At 51.9% G+C, this 18,300-nt stretch carries 15 protein-coding genes; 7 read left to right on the top strand and 8 right to left on the bottom strand.

The genetic code is table 11. The features are described from left to right. Positions 1–4: 4 nt before the first annotated feature. The 3 genes from mepA to prmB all read right to left on the bottom strand — a co-directional run bounded on the left by mepA (position 5) and on the right by prmB (position 2,962). A complete protein-coding gene (gene mepA / locus EDI29_RS06585; protein WP_137740240.1) occupies positions 5–850 on the bottom strand; it encodes a penicillin-insensitive murein endopeptidase in 846 nt (281 codons plus the stop codon). 6 nt (positions 851–856) lie between these two features. Continuing rightward, the gene (aroC, locus tag EDI29_RS06590; RefSeq protein WP_137740241.1) at positions 857–1,942 is read right to left on the bottom strand and encodes a chorismate synthase; all 1,086 of its coding nucleotides are present in this window, start codon (positions 1,940–1,942) and stop codon (positions 857–859) included. An 87-nt stretch (positions 1,943–2,029) separates the two neighbouring features. Further along, positions 2,030–2,962, bottom strand: a complete 933-nt coding sequence (prmB, locus tag EDI29_RS06595) for a 50S ribosomal protein L3 N(5)-glutamine methyltransferase (protein ID WP_137740242.1) — start codon at positions 2,960–2,962, stop codon at positions 2,030–2,032. Between the two features lie 171 nt (positions 2,963–3,133). On the opposite strand from prmB, the gene smrB reads away from it, so the two are divergent. Further along, a complete protein-coding gene (gene smrB, locus EDI29_RS06600; protein ID WP_014699114.1) occupies positions 3,134–3,676 on the top strand; it encodes an endonuclease SmrB in 543 nt (180 codons plus the stop codon). Positions 3,677–3,759: 83 nt separating this feature from the next. Here the strand turns inward: smrB and sixA are convergent, their stop codons facing one another. Next, positions 3,760–4,242, bottom strand: a complete 483-nt coding sequence (gene sixA, locus EDI29_RS06605) for a phosphohistidine phosphatase SixA (RefSeq protein WP_137740243.1) — start codon at positions 4,240–4,242, stop codon at positions 3,760–3,762. Positions 4,243–5,180: 938 nt separating this feature from the next. Here sixA and EDI29_RS06610 point away from each other — a divergent pair. The 5 genes from EDI29_RS06610 to EDI29_RS06630 all read left to right on the top strand — a co-directional run bounded on the left by EDI29_RS06610 (position 5,181) and on the right by EDI29_RS06630 (position 10,701). Then, positions 5,181–5,732: a Csu type fimbrial protein gene (locus EDI29_RS06610; protein WP_137740244.1), complete on the top strand. Its 552-nt coding sequence runs from the start codon at positions 5,181–5,183 to the stop codon at positions 5,730–5,732. Positions 5,733–5,915: 183 nt separating this feature from the next. Continuing rightward, a complete protein-coding gene (locus EDI29_RS06615; RefSeq protein WP_137740245.1) occupies positions 5,916–6,452 on the top strand; it encodes a Csu type fimbrial protein in 537 nt (178 codons plus the stop codon). A gap of 35 nt (positions 6,453–6,487) precedes the next feature. Then, on the top strand, positions 6,488–7,261 hold the full coding sequence (locus tag EDI29_RS06620; RefSeq protein WP_137740246.1) for a fimbrial biogenesis chaperone: 774 nt from the start codon (positions 6,488–6,490) through the stop codon (positions 7,259–7,261). 58 nt (positions 7,262–7,319) lie between these two features. Then, positions 7,320–9,686, top strand: coding sequence for a fimbria/pilus outer membrane usher protein (locus EDI29_RS06625; protein WP_137740247.1), 2,367 nt, complete (start codon positions 7,320–7,322; stop codon positions 9,684–9,686). 4 nt (positions 9,687–9,690) lie between these two features. Then, positions 9,691–10,701 carry a Csu type fimbrial protein gene (locus EDI29_RS06630; protein WP_137740248.1) on the top strand — a complete coding sequence of 337 codons (1,011 nt, stop codon included), beginning with the start codon at positions 9,691–9,693 and terminating at the stop codon, positions 10,699–10,701. Here EDI29_RS06630 and fadJ read toward each other — a convergent pair. The 3 genes from fadJ to EDI29_RS06645 form a co-directional block, all read right to left on the bottom strand. Beyond that, the gene (gene fadJ, locus EDI29_RS06635; protein WP_137740249.1) at positions 10,694–12,874 is read right to left on the bottom strand and encodes a fatty acid oxidation complex subunit alpha FadJ; all 2,181 of its coding nucleotides are present in this window, start codon (positions 12,872–12,874) and stop codon (positions 10,694–10,696) included. The two genes, EDI29_RS06630 and fadJ, sit on opposite strands and share 8 nt — an antisense overlap. Beyond that, positions 12,871–14,184: an acetyl-CoA C-acyltransferase FadI gene (gene fadI / locus EDI29_RS06640; protein WP_137740250.1), complete on the bottom strand. Its 1,314-nt coding sequence runs from the start codon at positions 14,182–14,184 to the stop codon at positions 12,871–12,873. Before fadI ends, fadJ begins: the two co-directional genes overlap by 4 nt. 263 nt (positions 14,185–14,447) lie before the next feature. Continuing rightward, positions 14,448–14,744, bottom strand: coding sequence for a YfcZ/YiiS family protein (locus EDI29_RS06645; protein ID WP_137740251.1), 297 nt, complete (start codon positions 14,742–14,744; stop codon positions 14,448–14,450). A gap of 388 nt (positions 14,745–15,132) precedes the next feature. On the opposite strand from EDI29_RS06645, the gene fadL reads away from it, so the two are divergent. Next, a complete protein-coding gene (gene fadL / locus EDI29_RS06650) occupies positions 15,133–16,401 on the top strand; it encodes a long-chain fatty acid transporter FadL (RefSeq protein ID WP_137740252.1) in 1,269 nt (422 codons plus the stop codon). 134 nt (positions 16,402–16,535) lie between these two features. On the opposite strand, the gene mqo is transcribed toward fadL, so the two are convergent. Next, a complete protein-coding gene (gene mqo / locus EDI29_RS06655; protein ID WP_137740253.1) occupies positions 16,536–18,119 on the bottom strand; it encodes a malate dehydrogenase (quinone) in 1,584 nt (527 codons plus the stop codon). Positions 18,120–18,300 lie beyond the last annotated feature (181 nt).

Here is an 18,300-nt window from a genome sequence, read left to right on the forward strand (position 1 = left end):
TTCGTTATCTCGCGGCAAAATGTCTGTCGAGCAATGCCTGACAAGAAGGTGGCAACGGTGGTGGCGTCGTTTTCTCTGGAGCTTCGCTACTCGGCTGCTTCGGCTGGAACCAACTGGTTAACTCAGCACCGCATCCGTCTCCGAGGGGGGGATCGCTCTGTTCCTGACACTCCAGGCTATCTGCCGGGCAGCGCAAACGAACATGCATATGCGCACGATGCGCAAACCAAGGGCGGACTTTACGTAACCAGTCACGATCGTGACCCGCTTCGGCACACAGCTGTTTTTTAATCGCCGGATTAACGAAAATGCGCGTCACGTCGCTATCCAGCGCCGCGGTCTTGATCAGCGTGGTGACTTCCGGCCGCCAAACGCGCGGGTTGACGTTAAGCCCGCTGGCGTTAACCAAATCGATAGGCTGCGGTTTCAGCAACTGTTGTTCACTCCAGCGCTGTCTGGGCAACTGTAGCCAGATGTCCACATCCAGCCCGGATTGGTGACTGGCGTGGCCGCTGCTGAAACGTCCACCGACAGGCATTCCCATATCCCCTACCAGCACATTACCCGATGTCGTGCGCTTAACCTCGGTACTCAGGCGCTGAATGAACGCGAGAAGATCGGGGTGACCAAAATAGCGTCGCTGATCGACGCGCATCACCTGATAATCCAACGACTGCAACGGTAACGGCTGAGCACCGATGATACAGCCATTGGAAAAGCTACCGATTGCCTGTGCCGTACCCGCGACCGGATGCGTTATCTCCTGCCACGGTGTTTTTGCCCACGCGACGTTCGACAACAACGATGCACTCAGCGCCAGCGCGAGAACCCCGATTAACCCTTGTTTCATTATTTTTTACCAGCGAGGAACCTGACTGTTCACATCCCCACACTGTGCGCGTTGGCGCAACAGGTGATCCATTAACACGATCGCCATCATCGCTTCGGCAATCGGCACTGCGCGAATCCCGACACACGGATCATGACGTCCACGCGTTACCATTTCAGTCGCTTCACCCTGACGGTTAATGGTTTTCCCCGGCACCATAATGCTGGAGGTCGGTTTCAACGCCAGATGCGCAACGATGTTCTGGCCGCTGCTGATCCCGCCCAAAATGCCGCCAGCATGATTGCTCTGAAAGCCTTCTGGTGTGATTTCATCACGGTTTTCGCTGCCACGTTTGGTGACAACCGCAAACCCATCGCCAATTTCGACGCCCTTCACAGCATTGATGCTCATCAATGCATGAGCCAGATCGGCATCCAGGCGGTCAAAGACCGGCTCACCTAATCCAGCGGGCACAGATTCCGCTACGACGCTCACCTTTGCGCCGATGGAGTCACCCTCTTTTTTCAGCGCGCGCATCAGTTCATCCAATGCGTCCAACTTGTCGATATCCGGGCAAAAGAACGGGTTTTGCTCCACCTGTTCCCAATCTTTCAGCTCGCAGGTGACATCGCCAATCTGTGACAGGTAGCCACGAACCTGCACACCGTATTGTTGTTGCAAGTATTTCTTCGCAATCGCCCCTGCGGCAACGCGCATCGCGGTTTCACGCGCAGAAGAACGACCGCCACCGCGGTAATCACGCAGGCCGTATTTTTGCTCATAGGTATAATCGGCGTGACCAGGGCGAAAAACGTCTTTAATCGCGCTGTAATCCTGAGAGCGCTGATCGGTGTTTTCAATCAGCAGGCCGATGCTGGTTCCTGTTGTCACCCCCTCAAACACGCCGGACAAAATCTTGACCTGATCGGGCTCGCGACGCTGCGTCGTATAGCGAGATGTCCCCGGACGGCGGCGATCCAAATCATGTTGCAAATCCGCTTCCGTCAGCGGAATACCCGGTGGTACGCCATCAACAATACATCCCAGGGCAATACCGTGGGATTCACCAAATGTAGTGACGCGGAAAAATTGCCCAATACTGTTGCCTGCCATCACAACTCCTTCGCATGTGTTCTGTTTCTGCTTTACCGTCTGAGCGAATGCACAAACAGTAAGGCGGATAAATATCGTTATGACCGTTTAATCACGGTAAGCGCTAAAATGATCTTTGCAATCAACCAACTGTGACTGGGTTAGCATAAACACGCCGTCACCGCCGTTATCAAACTCCAGCCAGGTGAACGGAATCTCTGGATATTGCTCGATCAGGTGCACCATGCTGTTACCCACTTCGCAAATCAGCACGCCGTCGTCACTAAGATAGTCTGGCGCACAGGCCAGAATACGACGAACCAGATCCAAGCCGTCGTTGCCCGCCGCCAGCCCCAGTTCCGGCTCGAAACGGAATTCCTGCGGCAGATCGGACATATCTTCTTCATCCACATACGGAGGATTCGTCACGATCAGGTCATAGCGAATTGCCGGTAAATCGCGGAACAGGTCAGATCGAATCGGCGTCACGCGGTATTCCAGACCGTGCTGCTGAATATTTTGCTCGGTCACCGCCAACGCATCGCTGGAGATATCGACTGCATCCACTTCCGCTTCAGGGAACGCCTGAGCGCACGCAATAGCAATACAGCCGCTGCCCGTGCACAGATCCAGAATAAGGTTTGGTGTCTTCGGCAGTTGCTCGTCAAAATAGTTATTGATCAGCTCACCGATAGGAGATCGCGGCACCAGCACGCGCTCGTCAACGTAAAACTCCAGGCCGCAGAACCAGGCTTTATTGGTCAAATAGGCGACCGGGATACGCTCATTAACGCGGCGGATCACGCGTTCAACAATGCGCTGCCGTTCGCTGGTGATCAAACGGGACGTGTACATATCTTCAGGAATATCGAGCGGCAGATACAGACTAGGCAGTACCAGCTGTATGGCTTCATCCCAGGGATTATCCGTCCCGTGACCGTAATAGACGTTGGCTGCGTTAAACCGGCTAACAGCCCAGCGCAACATATCCTGAATGGTATGAAGTTCACTGACGGCCTCATCGACGAAAATTTTGTCCAAGGGTGTCCTCCGCAGACAGTTCTGAATAGGAAATTGGCGCTTAGTTTGCCATGAAGCCCGCGACAAATCAGCAGATATAACCGACTGAACGCGCACTGAGACAGACTTTTATTTAGCGACAGCGGGGAGACAAGGTAAACTGATCGAATGTTGACGCAAGATGAATGAAAAATGAGTAATAAATATTCGCTCAATGACGACGAATTGCAGCTTTTTCGCACGTCAATCACTGGCACAAAAAAGTTGCGTCAGGATACCTATACCCATAAACCACTGCGCAGGAAAATAGGCGAATTACCGGCAAAACGGGCATTGCAGGAACAGGTTGATGCCAGTTTTTATTTTTCGGATGAATTTCAGCCGCAGTTGGACGCAGAAGGCCCGACGCGCTATGTCCGCCCAGGCGCTAGCCATTATGAATTGAAGAAACTGCGGCGGGGGGATTATTCGCCGGAGCTGTTTCTCGATTTGCACGGTTTGACACAGCTTCAGGCAAAGCAGGAGTTGGGCGCACTGCTGGCAGCCTGTCGCCGGGAGCACGTTTACTGCGCCTGCGTAATGCACGGACACGGCAAACATATCCTTAAGCAACAAACACCGCTCTGGCTGGCACAGCACCCTGACGTACTGGCTTTTCATCAGGCACCCAAAGAATTCGGAGGAAATGCCGCGTTGCTGGTATTGGTTGCGCTGGAAGCGCCTTCGCTTGAGTAATCCTCGTCATGCTCCAAACATTATAAGGCGTGTAGCACGCGACACGCCTTATACCGCACGAACGTCGAGTTTCTCGATGAAAATCAGGGTCTTGCTGTCAGCTGTGCCGGGCTGACTTGCCAGTGCAGCACCCCATTACCGGATTCAGTGTCCACCTTGACGCAGGCGATAGCAGAGGTGGCGAACATTGGAGCCGTTTCATTCTGGCATAACTCAGCAACCAGATAGCCCACCAGCGGCAGATGCGAAACAACCAGAACCGCACCAACACCTTCTCTCGCCAGCGTTTGCAGGTAATAACTGACAAGCTGGGCATCGCCGCCGGGTGTCAGTTCATTGAGGCAATCCGCTTCTTCCGGCAAAGGCAGCGCTTTTTTCACCACATCGAGCGTTTGCTGAGCGCGTAAATAAGGGCTCACCAGAACGCGCTCAATATCGATATTTTGCTCGTTCAACCAACGTGCCATCTGGCGAGATTCATCACGACCACCGTCGCTTAATGGCCGAACAGCATCACTCGCTGCATCAAGTACCGCATCGCCATGACGCATTATCAACACTTGCATATCACACCGCTATGTTAATGAAATATATGATATATCCTGTATACCTCACGTTGTACTAGTACAGGCGTTCCTGCAACGTAAGTGATGTAGGGTATAAACAGTCTTATCTTTGTAGGTTACCTGAGTTTTTCACGTTGATAAACTCACCAGGAGCCAGGTTTCGGTAGCCGGTCTGCCCAGATTCTATAACCTTTCAGTAATCCCATGATAAATAAAAGGTTTGAAGACATACGACAAGAGGTCTTCTCTAACGCGAATATGTCCACAACCTTGAAATGGATATTAAAGTCACGCCCAACAAAGTCATTTTTTGGATTTAAAGACCAGAAAAAATAAAAAATACAGCATAAAAAACCAACCATAAAACAAACATCAACCATTTACACTCTTTTAACACATATCAATTTTGCGATATTGTTAAACAACCACTCTACTTCTATCTTTATCTTAAATAGCGTTTTTTTAATATTCACTTTATATAAATAAAGAAATCATACGGAATATAACGTCATATAATCAAAATAGAGTGCTCTTCTATTTTAAGGACTCTTGTGCAATTAAGGATAAAAATCGAAGAACCTTTCTGTTATTTTTATATGTTCGGAATGCCCCATCACCACGGAAGAGAGAATTAGTAGTATATTTTTCCTTTATAGATTTATTTTCACCATGCGAAAAACACTGAAATTTTAGCAGGATATATTTCAGCAGTGCGACATTTTTATGTCAGTGGTTTTCCCGATCAGGAAAGAGAATAACCCCTCTGCATTTTCCCGGTAGGTTACTCCATGCCATATAAATATCCGTACTGATTAAAACGACTCGTTATGATTTCTTTTGTAATAGTCACTCGTAACGAGCAGTTTTTACGTAAATCGATGCATTTTCGTGAAGACACTTTCGATGAAAATAAGTGAGATGCATATAAAGGAATCGTTATGAATTCTAGACGTATAACATTACCTATTCTGGCTACATTATTCACCACATTCGGCCTTTCTCCCATCGCCAGCAGCGTGACGATTAATGGTCAGATTCCCGTATCACTCACCATTACTGCCGCCTGCACCATCAACAACGGCGCAGCAGGTCAAAGCGGTACATGGGGTACGCTCAGTTTTGGTTCCCACTCCGATTTAACGGCCAACATTGATAGCCAAGTGACCAGTGCTGGGGGCAACGGGATTACGGTCACGTGCTCTGTTGGCACCCCCGCCACGCTGAACATCGGTGCCGGGCTGAACGACAGCGGCGCACTGCGCAGACTCGCACCGGGAACGGGCACGTATAACATTCCTTATCGTTTATACAGCGACAGCAACCGCAGTGCCGAGCTTACGGCTACCGGGAGCACGGGTATTGCGATTGTCGCAACCGGCAACCCACAGCCAGTTTCTGTCTATGCCCGTATTCTGCCATCAGACCAGACGGTTCTGTCGCCCGTTGCGGGTTCTTATACCGACACCGTCGCTGCCACAATCGTATGGTAAAGGTTTACAGGCCGACATGCTCGTATGTCGGCCTTTTTAGGGTCATTGATCCACAAGAAAAGGAGCCGTTATGTCACCACCTCTGATACGCGATGTTGCGTTTACTGACTACGCCACGTCGCTCCTTTTGGCTTCAGACGTTTCTCGTGTTGCCGTTCAACTTATGTAACCACTGGTATTGCGATGCGTTTTTCGTCGGCATTGATGTTGTCACTTCTGCTGTCTGGTTACATCGTTCCCAAGGTGGCGATGGCACTCACCGTGAGCAGCACATTCGATGTTACGGCAACGATACAAAAAGGCTGTGTTTTTGGCACCAGCACGGCAAGCAGCCAGCCCAATATGGGCACGCTGAATTTTGGGACGCGCAGCGCCGCGGCGACCAACGTGGATATCGCCAGCACGAGTGCGGGCGGATCGATTATCGCCACCTGCACGCCTGGCATTAACGCCATCATTGAACTGGACTACGGCACCAATGGCGGAAGCAGTGCACAGCGTTATCTGAAAAATGCGGCAGGGACGCGGCTATTGGCCTATCAACTTTATCGTGATGCCGCACGCACACAGGTATGGGGAACGGGAAGTCTGGCACTCAGTATCGTCTCTTTTCCAGCGACTACTCAGACTTACACCGTTTATGCCCGCTATTTTGGCGGCACGCCTCTGCCTCCCGCAGGGGTTTATACCGATAACGTGACCGTTAGCCTGACTTATTAAAAATAAAACAGGGTAAATACAGGATGAAAAGGAAAATGGCGTTTTTTATTCGGGCAATGGTCTTGTTGTTAAGCGGTATCAGCTTATCTTGCTTTGCCGCTAGCTCTATCCTCGTTTGGCCAATTTATCAGGTCATTGAATCAGATGAGAACAGTTCGGCACTGTGGCTGGAAAATAAAGGCAATGCTCCCGTCGGTTTACAAATCCGCATCCTATCCTGGAAACAAATGGATTTTCAGGATCGTTATGCCGAACAAAGTAACGTGATAGCCACACCGCCGTTCATGACGTTGGAACCGGGTAAACGCAATATGGTGCGCCTGATTCGCGTCAACCCCGCGTCTGCCAATACCGAGCAGGCTTATCGTATCATCGTTGATGAAATTTCCGCGCCTAACCAGCAAAACTCACCACAGATGGGTCTGCAATTCCAGATGCGCTATCTACTCCCCTTGTTCCTTGATGGTGAAGGCGTCTGGACGCATATTCGCCCGGATAAACGGCGAGCCAACACCGAACCAACGCTACCGGTACTGAGTTGGCGAATCAGTGCCGTTGGGGGGAAAAACTATCTTTATGTCCGCAACCGAGGCGTGGTTCATGCCCGTCTGAGTAATGTCTATTGGGCCGCCGACCAAAGCGGAAAAGGGAGCAGGACAACGTTAACCGACGGCTTTTTAGGCTATGTGTTACCGGGGCAAGAGATGCGTTGGCCGCTACCCGCAGGCGTATCCACGCCGGGCGCAGCTATGCAGCTCTTCACCAACCTGATCGGTATCACCGATCCCATCTTGATTAAACGTGAATGATGGCGCGGTTAACGGCAGAGGCGTATTTATTGACTGTACGGCCATGGTGAGGTCAGACATGACGATCAAAACAGGTGTCTTGCCCCTGCTCATGTATGCCGCACTTGCACTGTTTTATTCTGAGACCATTCTCGCGGAAGACTATACCGATCTTCCCGCGCCTCCCAGCACCATGCCATCACTCAGTGAAAGCGTTTACTATTTAACGCTTTCCGTTAACGGACAGAGTGATAACGCGGTTGTTCCCGTCACCTACCGTGCAGGGAACTATTATGTGGATGCAACAACGCTACGTTCGAATCACGTCCGCTTACCGGATCAAAGCACGGGGCTCGTCAATGTCAGCACGCTGCCAGAGGTCACTACCGACTACGATCAGGCCATACAGCAGCTAAAGCTCACCGTGCCCACACTCTGGCTACCTGAGCAATCCGTTGACGGCGGAGGGCAAGACATGGCGCGCTTCCCTGCCCGCAGCAGCCCCGGCTTGCTGTTCAACTATAACCTGTATTACACCTCACCCCGCGGTAATTCGGATTCACTCAACAGTTGGATGGAGCAGCGCTTTTTCAGCCCCTACGGAACCTTATCCAACACGGGGATCTACTATTTCACCTCGGGCAGCAATACTTCACAGCAAGATGGCTACCAGCGCTTCGATACCTATTGGCGCTATAACGATAACGAACGCATGATCACCTATCAGATTGGTGACCTGATTAGCAACTCCCTGACATGGAGTAACTCGGTGCGTATGGGTGGCCTGCGTGTCGCCCGTAATTTCGGCCTTCGCCCGGATATCGTGACCTATCCGATGCTGCAATATACCGGTACGGCCGCCGTCCCCAGCACGCTGGATCTGTTTATCAACGGCTATAAAGCGAACAGCACCAACCTAAACGCAGGTCCTTTCACCCTCACCAATACGCCTTACCTGAACGGCGCAGGGGAAGCGACCGTCATTACTACGGATGCCCAGGGGCGGCAGGTTTCCACTACGATCCCTTTTTACGTCTCCAACGCATTGCTGCGAGAGGGATTAAGCGATTTTGATCTGTCGGTTGGCGTGTTGCGCCGGGATTATGGCATGCAGAATAATGCCTACACGGACGATCCGGCTATCAGCGGCATCTATCGATATGGGTTAACCAATAAACTGACGGTGTCGGCACATGGCGAAGCCGTACAAGATCTTTATCTGATCGGTGCAGGTGCCGATTTTACCCTTGGCCGCTGGGGGACGCTGAGTTCGTCCTACAGTCAGAGCGAAAAGGATGCGACCGGACACCAATATACCGCAGGCTACTCCTACTACACTTCCGCCTTTGGCCTGAGCGTTCAACATGCCAAGCGTAGCGAAGAATATAGCGATTTAACGGCCACGCTCACGGAAGGTCGCCTCAGTCGGGAAAGCAATCAGGCAACGATCAGCAGCCAAATCTTCGGTGCAGGCAATGGTTCGCTCGGCGTGGGGTATTTCGATATACGTGCTTACGATTCAGCCCGTACCCGCCTGCTGAATCTCTCTTTCAGCCGACAGATCTGGCAAGGCAGTTCTATCTATCTCGCCTTTAACAAAGCGCTGGGAGAAAACGGCTACAGTGCCCAGATCCAGTTTGTGATGCCTTTTGGTAACAGCAGCAGCGTCAATGCTGGTGTTCAGCGCGACAACAATGGGGATTATTCACCGCGTGTCGGGGTGAGCCGTACCGCACCGACAGAGGGTGGATTCGGTTGGAACGCCGCGTATGGCGCGGGCAAAACCCCCTATCATCAAGGTTCTCTGAACTGGCGCGGCCCGTATGCCATGATGGCTGGCGGGACCTATGGCAATGAAGGGAATACCACCCAGTGGGGGGAACTGAGCGGTTCGCTGATCTACATGAACGGAGGGCTTTTCCCTAGCAATCGTATTAACGACGCCTTTATTGTTGTCGATACCGATGGATACCCCGACGTCCCAGTAAAATATGAAAATCAACTGGTGGGGAAAACCAACAAACGCGGCCATTTACTCGTACCGTGGGTCGTGTCCAATTACCCCGCGAAAGTGGAAATCGATACGTTACAACTGCCAGCCAACGTCACGACCCCACAGGTGGAATCTCGCGTGTCGGTAAAAGAAGGTAGTGGCACCGTCGTGAAATTCCCCGTTCACACCGTGCGCTCAGCCAATATCCGATTGCGCAATACCGATGGCAACCCGCTTACGATTGGCACCTGGATAACAGATGAAGCCAGCGGAAACACCACCATCAGCGGCTATGATGGCCTAGCCTACTTCGCCAATCTGGGAACGGCTAACCGCTTACGTTTTAAACAAGAAGATGGACGGCTTTGCCGCGTGGCGTTCTCACTGCCGGAATCACAGACCATGATGGCAACCATCGGCCCGCTTACCTGTCAGACTGATCCAAAAGGATAAAACGATGCTGACCCCGATACCGCAGATCCAGCACCTCTTCGCCACCAATCGGCGATCCGCCCGTTGGCTACGTCTGGCTTTTCTGCTGACGGCACTGTATTACGCGCCGGTTAGCTACGCCGCCTGCACGACGCCACCGAGTTCCACCACGCTGGGGCCGTATGGTTCTTCGGTGGTTGGCGCTGACGGTACGCCACAGATCGTAGCATCGGGGAGTGGGTTCCGCTGCGCAGGTGGGATATTAAGTGTGGGAACGACCAATACCATTAAGGCCACGATACAGAGTGATAGCAACCCCAGCGGCACCACCATGCGGATGCGTCGGGGGACAAGCTCAGACTATATTCCTTATAACCTGTGTATGGATTCAGGATGCAGTGCACCCTATAACATCGGCTCAAGCAATTCCTGGAGTCAAACCACTGTCCTGGGCATACTCGGTTTGTTCAATTCATCGGATGGCACCATGCCAATTTATATCCGCACCAGCATTGGCAACAATATCGCCGCAGGGACTTATACTGATACGGTAACCATTCTGTGGGATTACAGCATTTGTTCTCTGGGGATTCTGATAGCCTGTATTTATGATAGGGGATCAACAACCTCAACCCTCAATATCACCATGAACATCACCAATGATTGCCAGATCACCAGTGCGCCGAATGTCAGTTTTGGTATTGCGGCGTTTCCCGCCGATTTCGCGGCGGTCAACAGTAGCCTTGGGGTGCGCTGTACGCTGCTGGGAGCCTATACCGTCAAGCTCGTCAGCACCCACCCCGATGATGCCAACTGGCGTAGAATGACGGCCACCGTCGGCGGCACGCCTTACTATTTGCAATATCAGCTCTATCGTACTGGAAACATCGCCTGGACCGAGACTAACGATTATAGCGGGACAGGCACGGGGATTACGCAGAGTATCCCGTACACCGCCCGCATTAACGCCAGCCAGGCCAGTAAGCCGGAGGGGGCGTATAAAGACACCGTCACGATTAACGTCACGATCAACTAACGCTATGCTCCTCATCGGCCGGCGGATAGAACGTCCGCTGGCCTTCCCGCATCGTGAGTAAACGTTCACAGGGTGCGAACCGATCGCCATACTGTTGTTGCAGTACCCGCAGCGTTTTCACGACCGTTTCCATCCCCAGACGATCCATATAGTGGAATGGGCCGCCAAGGAAAGGGGGGAAACCAATGCCAAATACCGCACCGATATCGCCGTCACGAGCGCATTGAATCACGCCTTCATCCAGACAACGCGCCGCCTCATTCAACATCATCATCACGGCACGCTGGCTAATTAACGCCGGATCGATATGCGCCTTCGGTGTCACATCCAGCAGTGGATAAACCGAACTATCAACCTCTTTCGTGTGCCAGAAACGGCGTGTTTTACTGTACCGATAGAACCCTTTTCCATTTTTACGCCCTTTGCGCCCATCTTTCAGGATCGCATCAAACGCGGGCGGAGAGGTAAAGCGATCGCCGAGTTCTTCACTCAGCACCGGTACGATTTTGGTTGCGACATCAATACCGACTTCATCAAGCAGCGCAAGCGGGCCAACGGGGAAACCAAAACGCACCAGCGCGTAGTCAATCGATTCAACAGGTTCCCCTTCCAGCAGGCAATAAGCCGCCTCATTGATGTAAGGCGCTAATATGCGATTCACATAAAAGCCCGCGCTATCGCTCACGACGATTGCAATTTTCCCCTGTTTTCTCGCCAGAGCAACCGTCGTCGCTACCGTCTCTGCGCTGGTGTGTGCGTGCGGAATAACCTCAACCAACGGCATTTTGTCCACCGGGCTAAAATAGTGCAGGCCAACGACCTGCTGCGGGCGACGCGCCCCCTCCGCGATCTGATGGATCGGCAACGATGAGGTATTTGATGCAAAAATAGTATGGGGCGCAGCATGATCTTCAATCTCCGCCACCATTTGCCGCTTCAGCGCCAGATCTTCAAAGACCGCTTCAATGACAATATCCGCATGTTCAAAACCACGATAGTCCGTACTACCGGAAATCAGCGTCATCAAACGCTGGCGCTCCGTTGGCTTCATCCGCTTACTCTGAACGCGCTTGGTCAACAATTGCCAGTTGTACTTCAGCGCATGGTTAATACCCTGCTCATTGATATCTTTAATGCGCACCGGCAATTGTCCGCGCGTTGCCGTAACGCTAGCGATCCCTCCCCCCATCAACCCGCCGCCGAGAATGCCGACGCGATGGATCGGCTTCGCCTCAGAGGCTGAGCCGGAGGTTTTCTTTAACGCATTCGAGGCAAAGAATAAATGGCGTAGTGCAGCAGATTCCGGCGTCATCACCAGCTTGCCGAACGCTCGTGCCTCCTGCCGATATCCTTCTTCACGGCCTTTTTCTATTCCCCGGCGCACCACCTGAATAATCTTTTCGGTGGCCGGATAGTTGCCGTGTGTTTTCGCGCGCGTCTTACGTTTCACCATCTTGAAAAGCAAATGGCGAATACCCGGACTGCTCAGCAGATGCGAACGCCAGCCCAACGGCACTGCCTTCCTTTTGCCTTTTTTGAGAATCTCGACTGCCGTATCCAGCAGAATATCGTGTGGGACAGCCTCATCCACCAGCCCCTGGCGTAATGCTTGACTCGCCCGGAGATGGCGGCCTGTCAGAATGAGATCCAATGCGCTATCCAGACCAATCAAGCGTGGCAAACGCTGCGTTCCACCCGAGCCGGGAAGGAGGCCAAGTTGTACTTCAGGTAGCCCTAGCACCGTCTTTTCATCCTGCGAGCAAACGCGATAGTCGCAGGCTAATGCCAGCTCTAACCCGCCGCCCAAACAGGCGCCGTGGATCGCGGCCACCACGGGGAAAGGCAGTGCAGCAACGAGGTCAAATGTTTCCTGCCCTTGTTTCGCCAGACTTTCTGCCTGTTCGGCGCTGCCACACTGGTTCAACATGGTGATATCTGCGCCAGCAATAAACGAATCAGGCTTGGCAGAAATAAAAATGAGTCCTCTGAGCGTCGCGTGCTGCCGCGCCAGCTCGAAAACGGAGAGAATCTGCTGCGCAAATTCGCGCTTTAACGTGTTCACCTTCTCGCCGGGGACGTCAATACTAATCACGCCGATGTTGTCTGGCCTAATGGTGAGGGAAAAAGCAGACGGGCTTTCCGTTGCCGCGAGGAAAGGCTGTTGATCGTTCATGGCGTCACCTCCAGTACCATTGCCGCGCCCAGCCCACCCGCTGCGCAGGCGGTGGTTAAGCCCAGTCCGCCACCGCGACGACGCAGTTCATTCAGCGTTTGGGTAATCATCCTCGCACCAGTGGCAGCAAAAGGATGACCATAGGCAATCGAGCCACCCAGCACGTTGAATTTGGCACGGTCCACCTCGCCCAGCGCAGCGTTTCTGCCCAATTGATTACGAGCAAACTCATCGCTGGCAAACAGCTTCAGATTTGCCAGCGTCTGGGCGGCAAAGGCTTCGTGCATATCAATTAACGTCAGATCGGCCAACGCCACACCCGCCCTTGCCAGCGCAAGTGGAGAAGCATAAGCCGGCCCTAACAACATATCGCGCTGCACGCCGATGGCACTGAATGCATAGCTGCGCAGATAGCCTAGCGGCGTAAGCCCCAGATTTTTGGCCTTGGATTCACTCATCATCAAGACCGCTGCCGCCCCATCCGTTAGCGGCGTGCTGTTTGCCGCCGTCACCGTACCGTGTCGGCGATCGAACGCCGGACGTAAGCGAGAATACTGCTCTAAGGCGGAATCATGGCGCACGTTGTTATCTTCACTCAGCGCCTTCTCATAAGGCGGGACGTACGCCGTCATGACCTCATCCCGCAGCACGCCGGATTCCCAGGCCTGTGCCGCCAGCCGGTGCGAACGGTGCGCCAGTTCATCCTGTTCTTCACGCGTGATGCCGTAAGTTTTTGCCATCTGTTCGGCGGTATCGCCCATGCGCAACCCGGTGGAATACTCCGCCACGGCGGGTGCTACCGGGAGCAGGTCTTTTGGACGCAGGCCGCTTAACAATGTCAACTTCTGGCCCAGCGTTCGAGCCTTGTTCATATCCACCAGCGTTCTAGCCAGCGCTTTACTGACACCAATGGGCAGCACGGAAGAGGAGTCCGCCCCTCCGGCAATACCGACTTCCACCGTGCCTGCCATAATACTTTCCGCTACATTGGCGACGGCCTGAAAGCTGGTCGCGCAGGCGCGTGAAACGCTATACGCATCAGTATGCACGCTCATGCCCGTACCGAGCACAATCTCTCTGGCGATATTCGGTGCTTCAGGCATTTGAACCACCTGCCCGAACACCAATAGCTCGATCAACTCAGGATCGATACCAGTGCGAACAAGAAGTTCACTGGTGACCAGTTTGCCTAATTCAATGGCAGGCACACCATGGTAGGCCGTTGCCTGCCGGGCAAATGGGGTGCGTAATCCGCTCACGAACGCAATGCGATCGCCACGGCGGGTTATCAGAGGTAATACCTCGCTCATAAACGCTCCTGTTAACCGAAAATACTCCCGTTAACCAAAAATAAAGTACGCGCACAACAGGTCAGACCTGATTTCATTGTTAACCAGATAGTTACATTACGCAAAGCCGCGCAACATAAAAGTGTGACCGTCTGCGTTATAACCTTTTGCATTATCAGTAATAAGCAGGAGTGAAAACCGTGAGAGTTGAAGAGGAATGCATTAAACGTAGCGCAATACGTAGAAAGGACAGGAGCCAATCAAGGCTCCTGCGGGGAACAGGCTTAACGCAGGCCGAGCTGGAAAATCATCGTTTCAGCCTGGCAGCTGAATGTAAAATCGATGTCCAATTTAACACCACCGTCTACATCCTCCAGCGTGCTGGCGATGTCGCAAGGTTCAGACTCCACCGCACGCGCTTTTGCCGTCAGAGCGGCGAGCGTCGCCTCCGCATCAGAACGATCGCTGAACACTTTGCTGTAAGACGCCGTGCAATCTGTATTATCCATGATTGTGCCGACATCGACACAGCAGCAGGCTGCGGTTTCTTCAGCACTGCATTTATTGATTACGTTCGTCATGATGCTTTCCTCTTAAAACTAAGACGCGGGGAGATTTGATCCAGTTCAAATATTTCTATCTTCCTTATATTTTACTCCCTCATCCTAAAGCAGTACCAGTACTTCATGGCTGCCCGTAATTTTAGTGATATCAGTCACATTAAGGTGTTATTAGGCAGTAAAAACCGAGTAATAGTTCCTCACAAAAATTAACCAAAACGTTAAGCAGATCTAAATTTTGCATCATTTTGGAAATATTTTTAATACACAAGCGCAACATTATCGTATTCCCAACTTATACTTTGGCAACTGGTCTGATTTGTCAGGCTGAGAGCGCCCCCTACAATGCGCGTCCCTTGTTACCCCGTGTAACAACGTTAAATAACAAGCATATAAAGAGGTTTTGGTCATGAGCCAGAAAAACCTGTTCAAACAATCCACAATTGCTGTTGCGGTGGCCCTGTTTTCAGCAAATGTGTCCGCGGCTGGTTTCCAGCTTAATGAATACTCATCATCGGGTCTGGGACGCGCGTTTTCTGGTGAAGGTGCCGTAGCCGACAACGCGGCCTCTGGCAGTCGTAACCCGGCGACCATGACCATGTTTGACCGCCCGTCCTTCTCTGGTGGTGTTACCTATATCAACCCAGATATTGATGTTTCAGGCTCTAACCGAGTGACAGGCAATGATGCCAGCGCCAAAAATATAGCGCCGCATGCCTGGGTACCGAACCTGCATTTCATCATGCCGCTTAATGAACAGTGGGCGATTGGTGCTTCCGCCACCACTAATTATGGCTTAGCAACAGAGTTCAATGATAGCTATGCCGCGGGTTCCATTGGTGGGAAAACCGATCTGGTGACATCAAACCTGAACCTAAGCGCTGCCTACCGTCTGAACCAGCATTTCAGCTTCGGCCTGGGCGTTAACGCCGTTTATGCTGATGCAAAAATTGTGCGTCATCTCGGCGATCTCAGCCCGGCACTGCCACGCACCACAGAAATTGCACGTTTGGAAGGCAAAGAGTGGGGCTACGGCTGGAACGCCGGTATCCTGTATGAAGTCGATGAAAATAACCGTTTCGGCCTGACTTATCGTTCCAAGGTCGACATTGATTTTAACGGTGACTACAGTAACCAATTGCCCGCAGGACCTGGTGCCCTCAATGGCGCGACAATCCCTGGTAAGCTGACGCTAAACCTGCCGGAAATGTGGGAAGCCTCTGCCTACCATCGCGTGGCACCAAAATGGGCGGTTCATTACAGTCTGGCCTATACCAGTTGGAGTCAGTTCCAAGAGCTGAGAGCAACCAGTAACAGTGGTCAAACCTTGTTCCAGAAAGATGAAAGCTTCCACGATGTTTACCGTATTGCACTCGGTACCACCTATTATCATGACGATAACTGGACGTTCCGTGGCGGTATCGCGTTTGATGACAGCCCGGTACCGGCTGACAAACGTTCTATCTCCATCCCCGATCAGGATCGTTTCTGGTTAAGTGCAGGGACGACCTATGCCTTTAATAAAGATATGTCTGTGGATGTAGGCGTTTCCTACATGCGTGGTAAAAGTGTCAGCGTCGCAGAAGCTGCCCCAGGTGCCTTCAGTGCAGTGCACTATGATTTCACCTCTAAAGGTTCTGCCTGGCTGTACGGCGCAAACTTTAACTACACGTTCTAATTCTCCTCACTCAGAACGTGACAAAGCAGGTAAGGCAACTTACCTGCTTTTTTATTGCCTGCTGTACCGTAGAAACACGATAGAAAAGGCCGCTTTCGCGGCCTTACTTATGTCGTTATTCCGATTAGTACCAATTACTCAGGCTTAACCTCAATATAATCCAGATCCAGCGTGCTGCTGGTGTAGCTACGGATTTTATTGGTCATTTCAATATTACCGTCCAGTTTCTGACCATAAGACGGAACAATCTCTTTCAGTTTGCTTTGCCATTCTGGCGTTGCCACTTTATCTTTAAACACTTTTTGCAGCAGGCTCAGCATAATCGGTGCTGCGGTTGATGCGCCCGGAGATGCCCCCAGCAGAGCGGCAATCGAGCCATCCTGCGAGCTGACGATCTCAGTACCCAACTTCAGCACGCCGCCTTTCTCATCATCTTTCTTGATAACCTGAACGCGCTGGCCTGCAATCACCAGTCTCCAATCCTCTTTCTTCGCGTTCGGGAAGTATTCCTGTAATGAAGCGAAGCGATCGTCATCATCCATCATGACCTGACCGACCAAATATTTCACCAGATCGAAGTTATCCAGACCAACGTGCGTCATCGGCATGACGTTGGAGAAGGTCACGGAACCGATCAGATCCCACAGCGAACCATTTTTCAGGAATTTACTGGAAAAAGTGGCAAATGGCCCAAACAACAGGACTGGCTTGCCGTCAAAAATACGCGTATCCAGATGAGGAACGGACATCGGTGGCGCCCCCACAGAGGCTTTGCCGTACACTTTTGCCATGTGGCGTTTCACGATTTCCGGGTTTTCTGTCACCAGGAATTCACCACCAACCGGGAAGCCGCCGTACAAATCGGCCTCAGGAATACCGGTTTTCTGCAACAGTTGTAGTGCCGCCCCACCCGCACCGATAAAGACGAATTTCGCCTTAATCACGCTCTCTTTTTCGCCGTTCTTCAGATCGGCGTAAGTCACGCTCCAGCTGTTGTCTGCATTACGCTTGATATCACGCACTTCTGAATTCAGGTGCAGCGCAAAGTTGGACTTGGTTTTCATCGCACCAACCAACTGACGCGTGATTTCACCGTAGTTCACGTCAGTGCCGATAGGCATACGGGTTGCTGCAATTTTTTGAGCAGGATCGCGACCTTCCATCACCAACGGAGCCCACTCTTTGATCGTATTGGGATCGTCAGAGAACTCCATGCCACGGTACAGCGTACTATGCTGCATCGCATCATAGCGGTGTTTCAGGAAAGCGGTGTTTTCGTCGCCCCAGACAAAACTGATATGCGGCACACTGTTAATGAAAGAGTGCGGATTATTCAGCACGCCGTTTTTCACCTGATAGGACCAAAACTGGCGCGAGACTTCAAACGCTTCGGTAATTTCCAGCGCTTTGCTGATATTGATTGGGCCGTCGGGATTATCCGGCGTGTAATTTAGCTCCATGAAAGCCGAGTGGCCCGTACCGGCATTATTCCAGCCGTTGGAGCTCTCTTCCGCCACGTTATCCATACGCTCAACCATGTCGATAGACCAATCTGGCTGTAGCTCTTGTAGATACACGCCCAGCGTAGAGCTCATAATTCCCCCGCCGATCAGTACCACATCCGTTGTCTTCTCTGTCGTCTTAGCATCTTCAGCCATCGCCAGTGGGGTGCTAACCACCACGGTCAGGCAGAAGAACATAGCAAGTAGTTTTTTCATGCTTATATCTCTATTTTTATAAGTGCAGGTAAATAGAATTTCACACATTCATTAACACACGACCCATGCCACCATCGGTAAAAGGCATCATTCTTATGACCTTTTTGTTAATCACCTCGCTAACAAAAAAATCAGCGTGCTGATGCATTTCAGCCACCGTGAGCATCAATAGCGGTTAACG

The sequence above is a fragment of the Pectobacterium polonicum genome (assembly GCF_005497185.1).
Taxonomy (GTDB): domain Bacteria; phylum Pseudomonadota; class Gammaproteobacteria; order Enterobacterales; family Enterobacteriaceae; genus Pectobacterium; species Pectobacterium polonicum.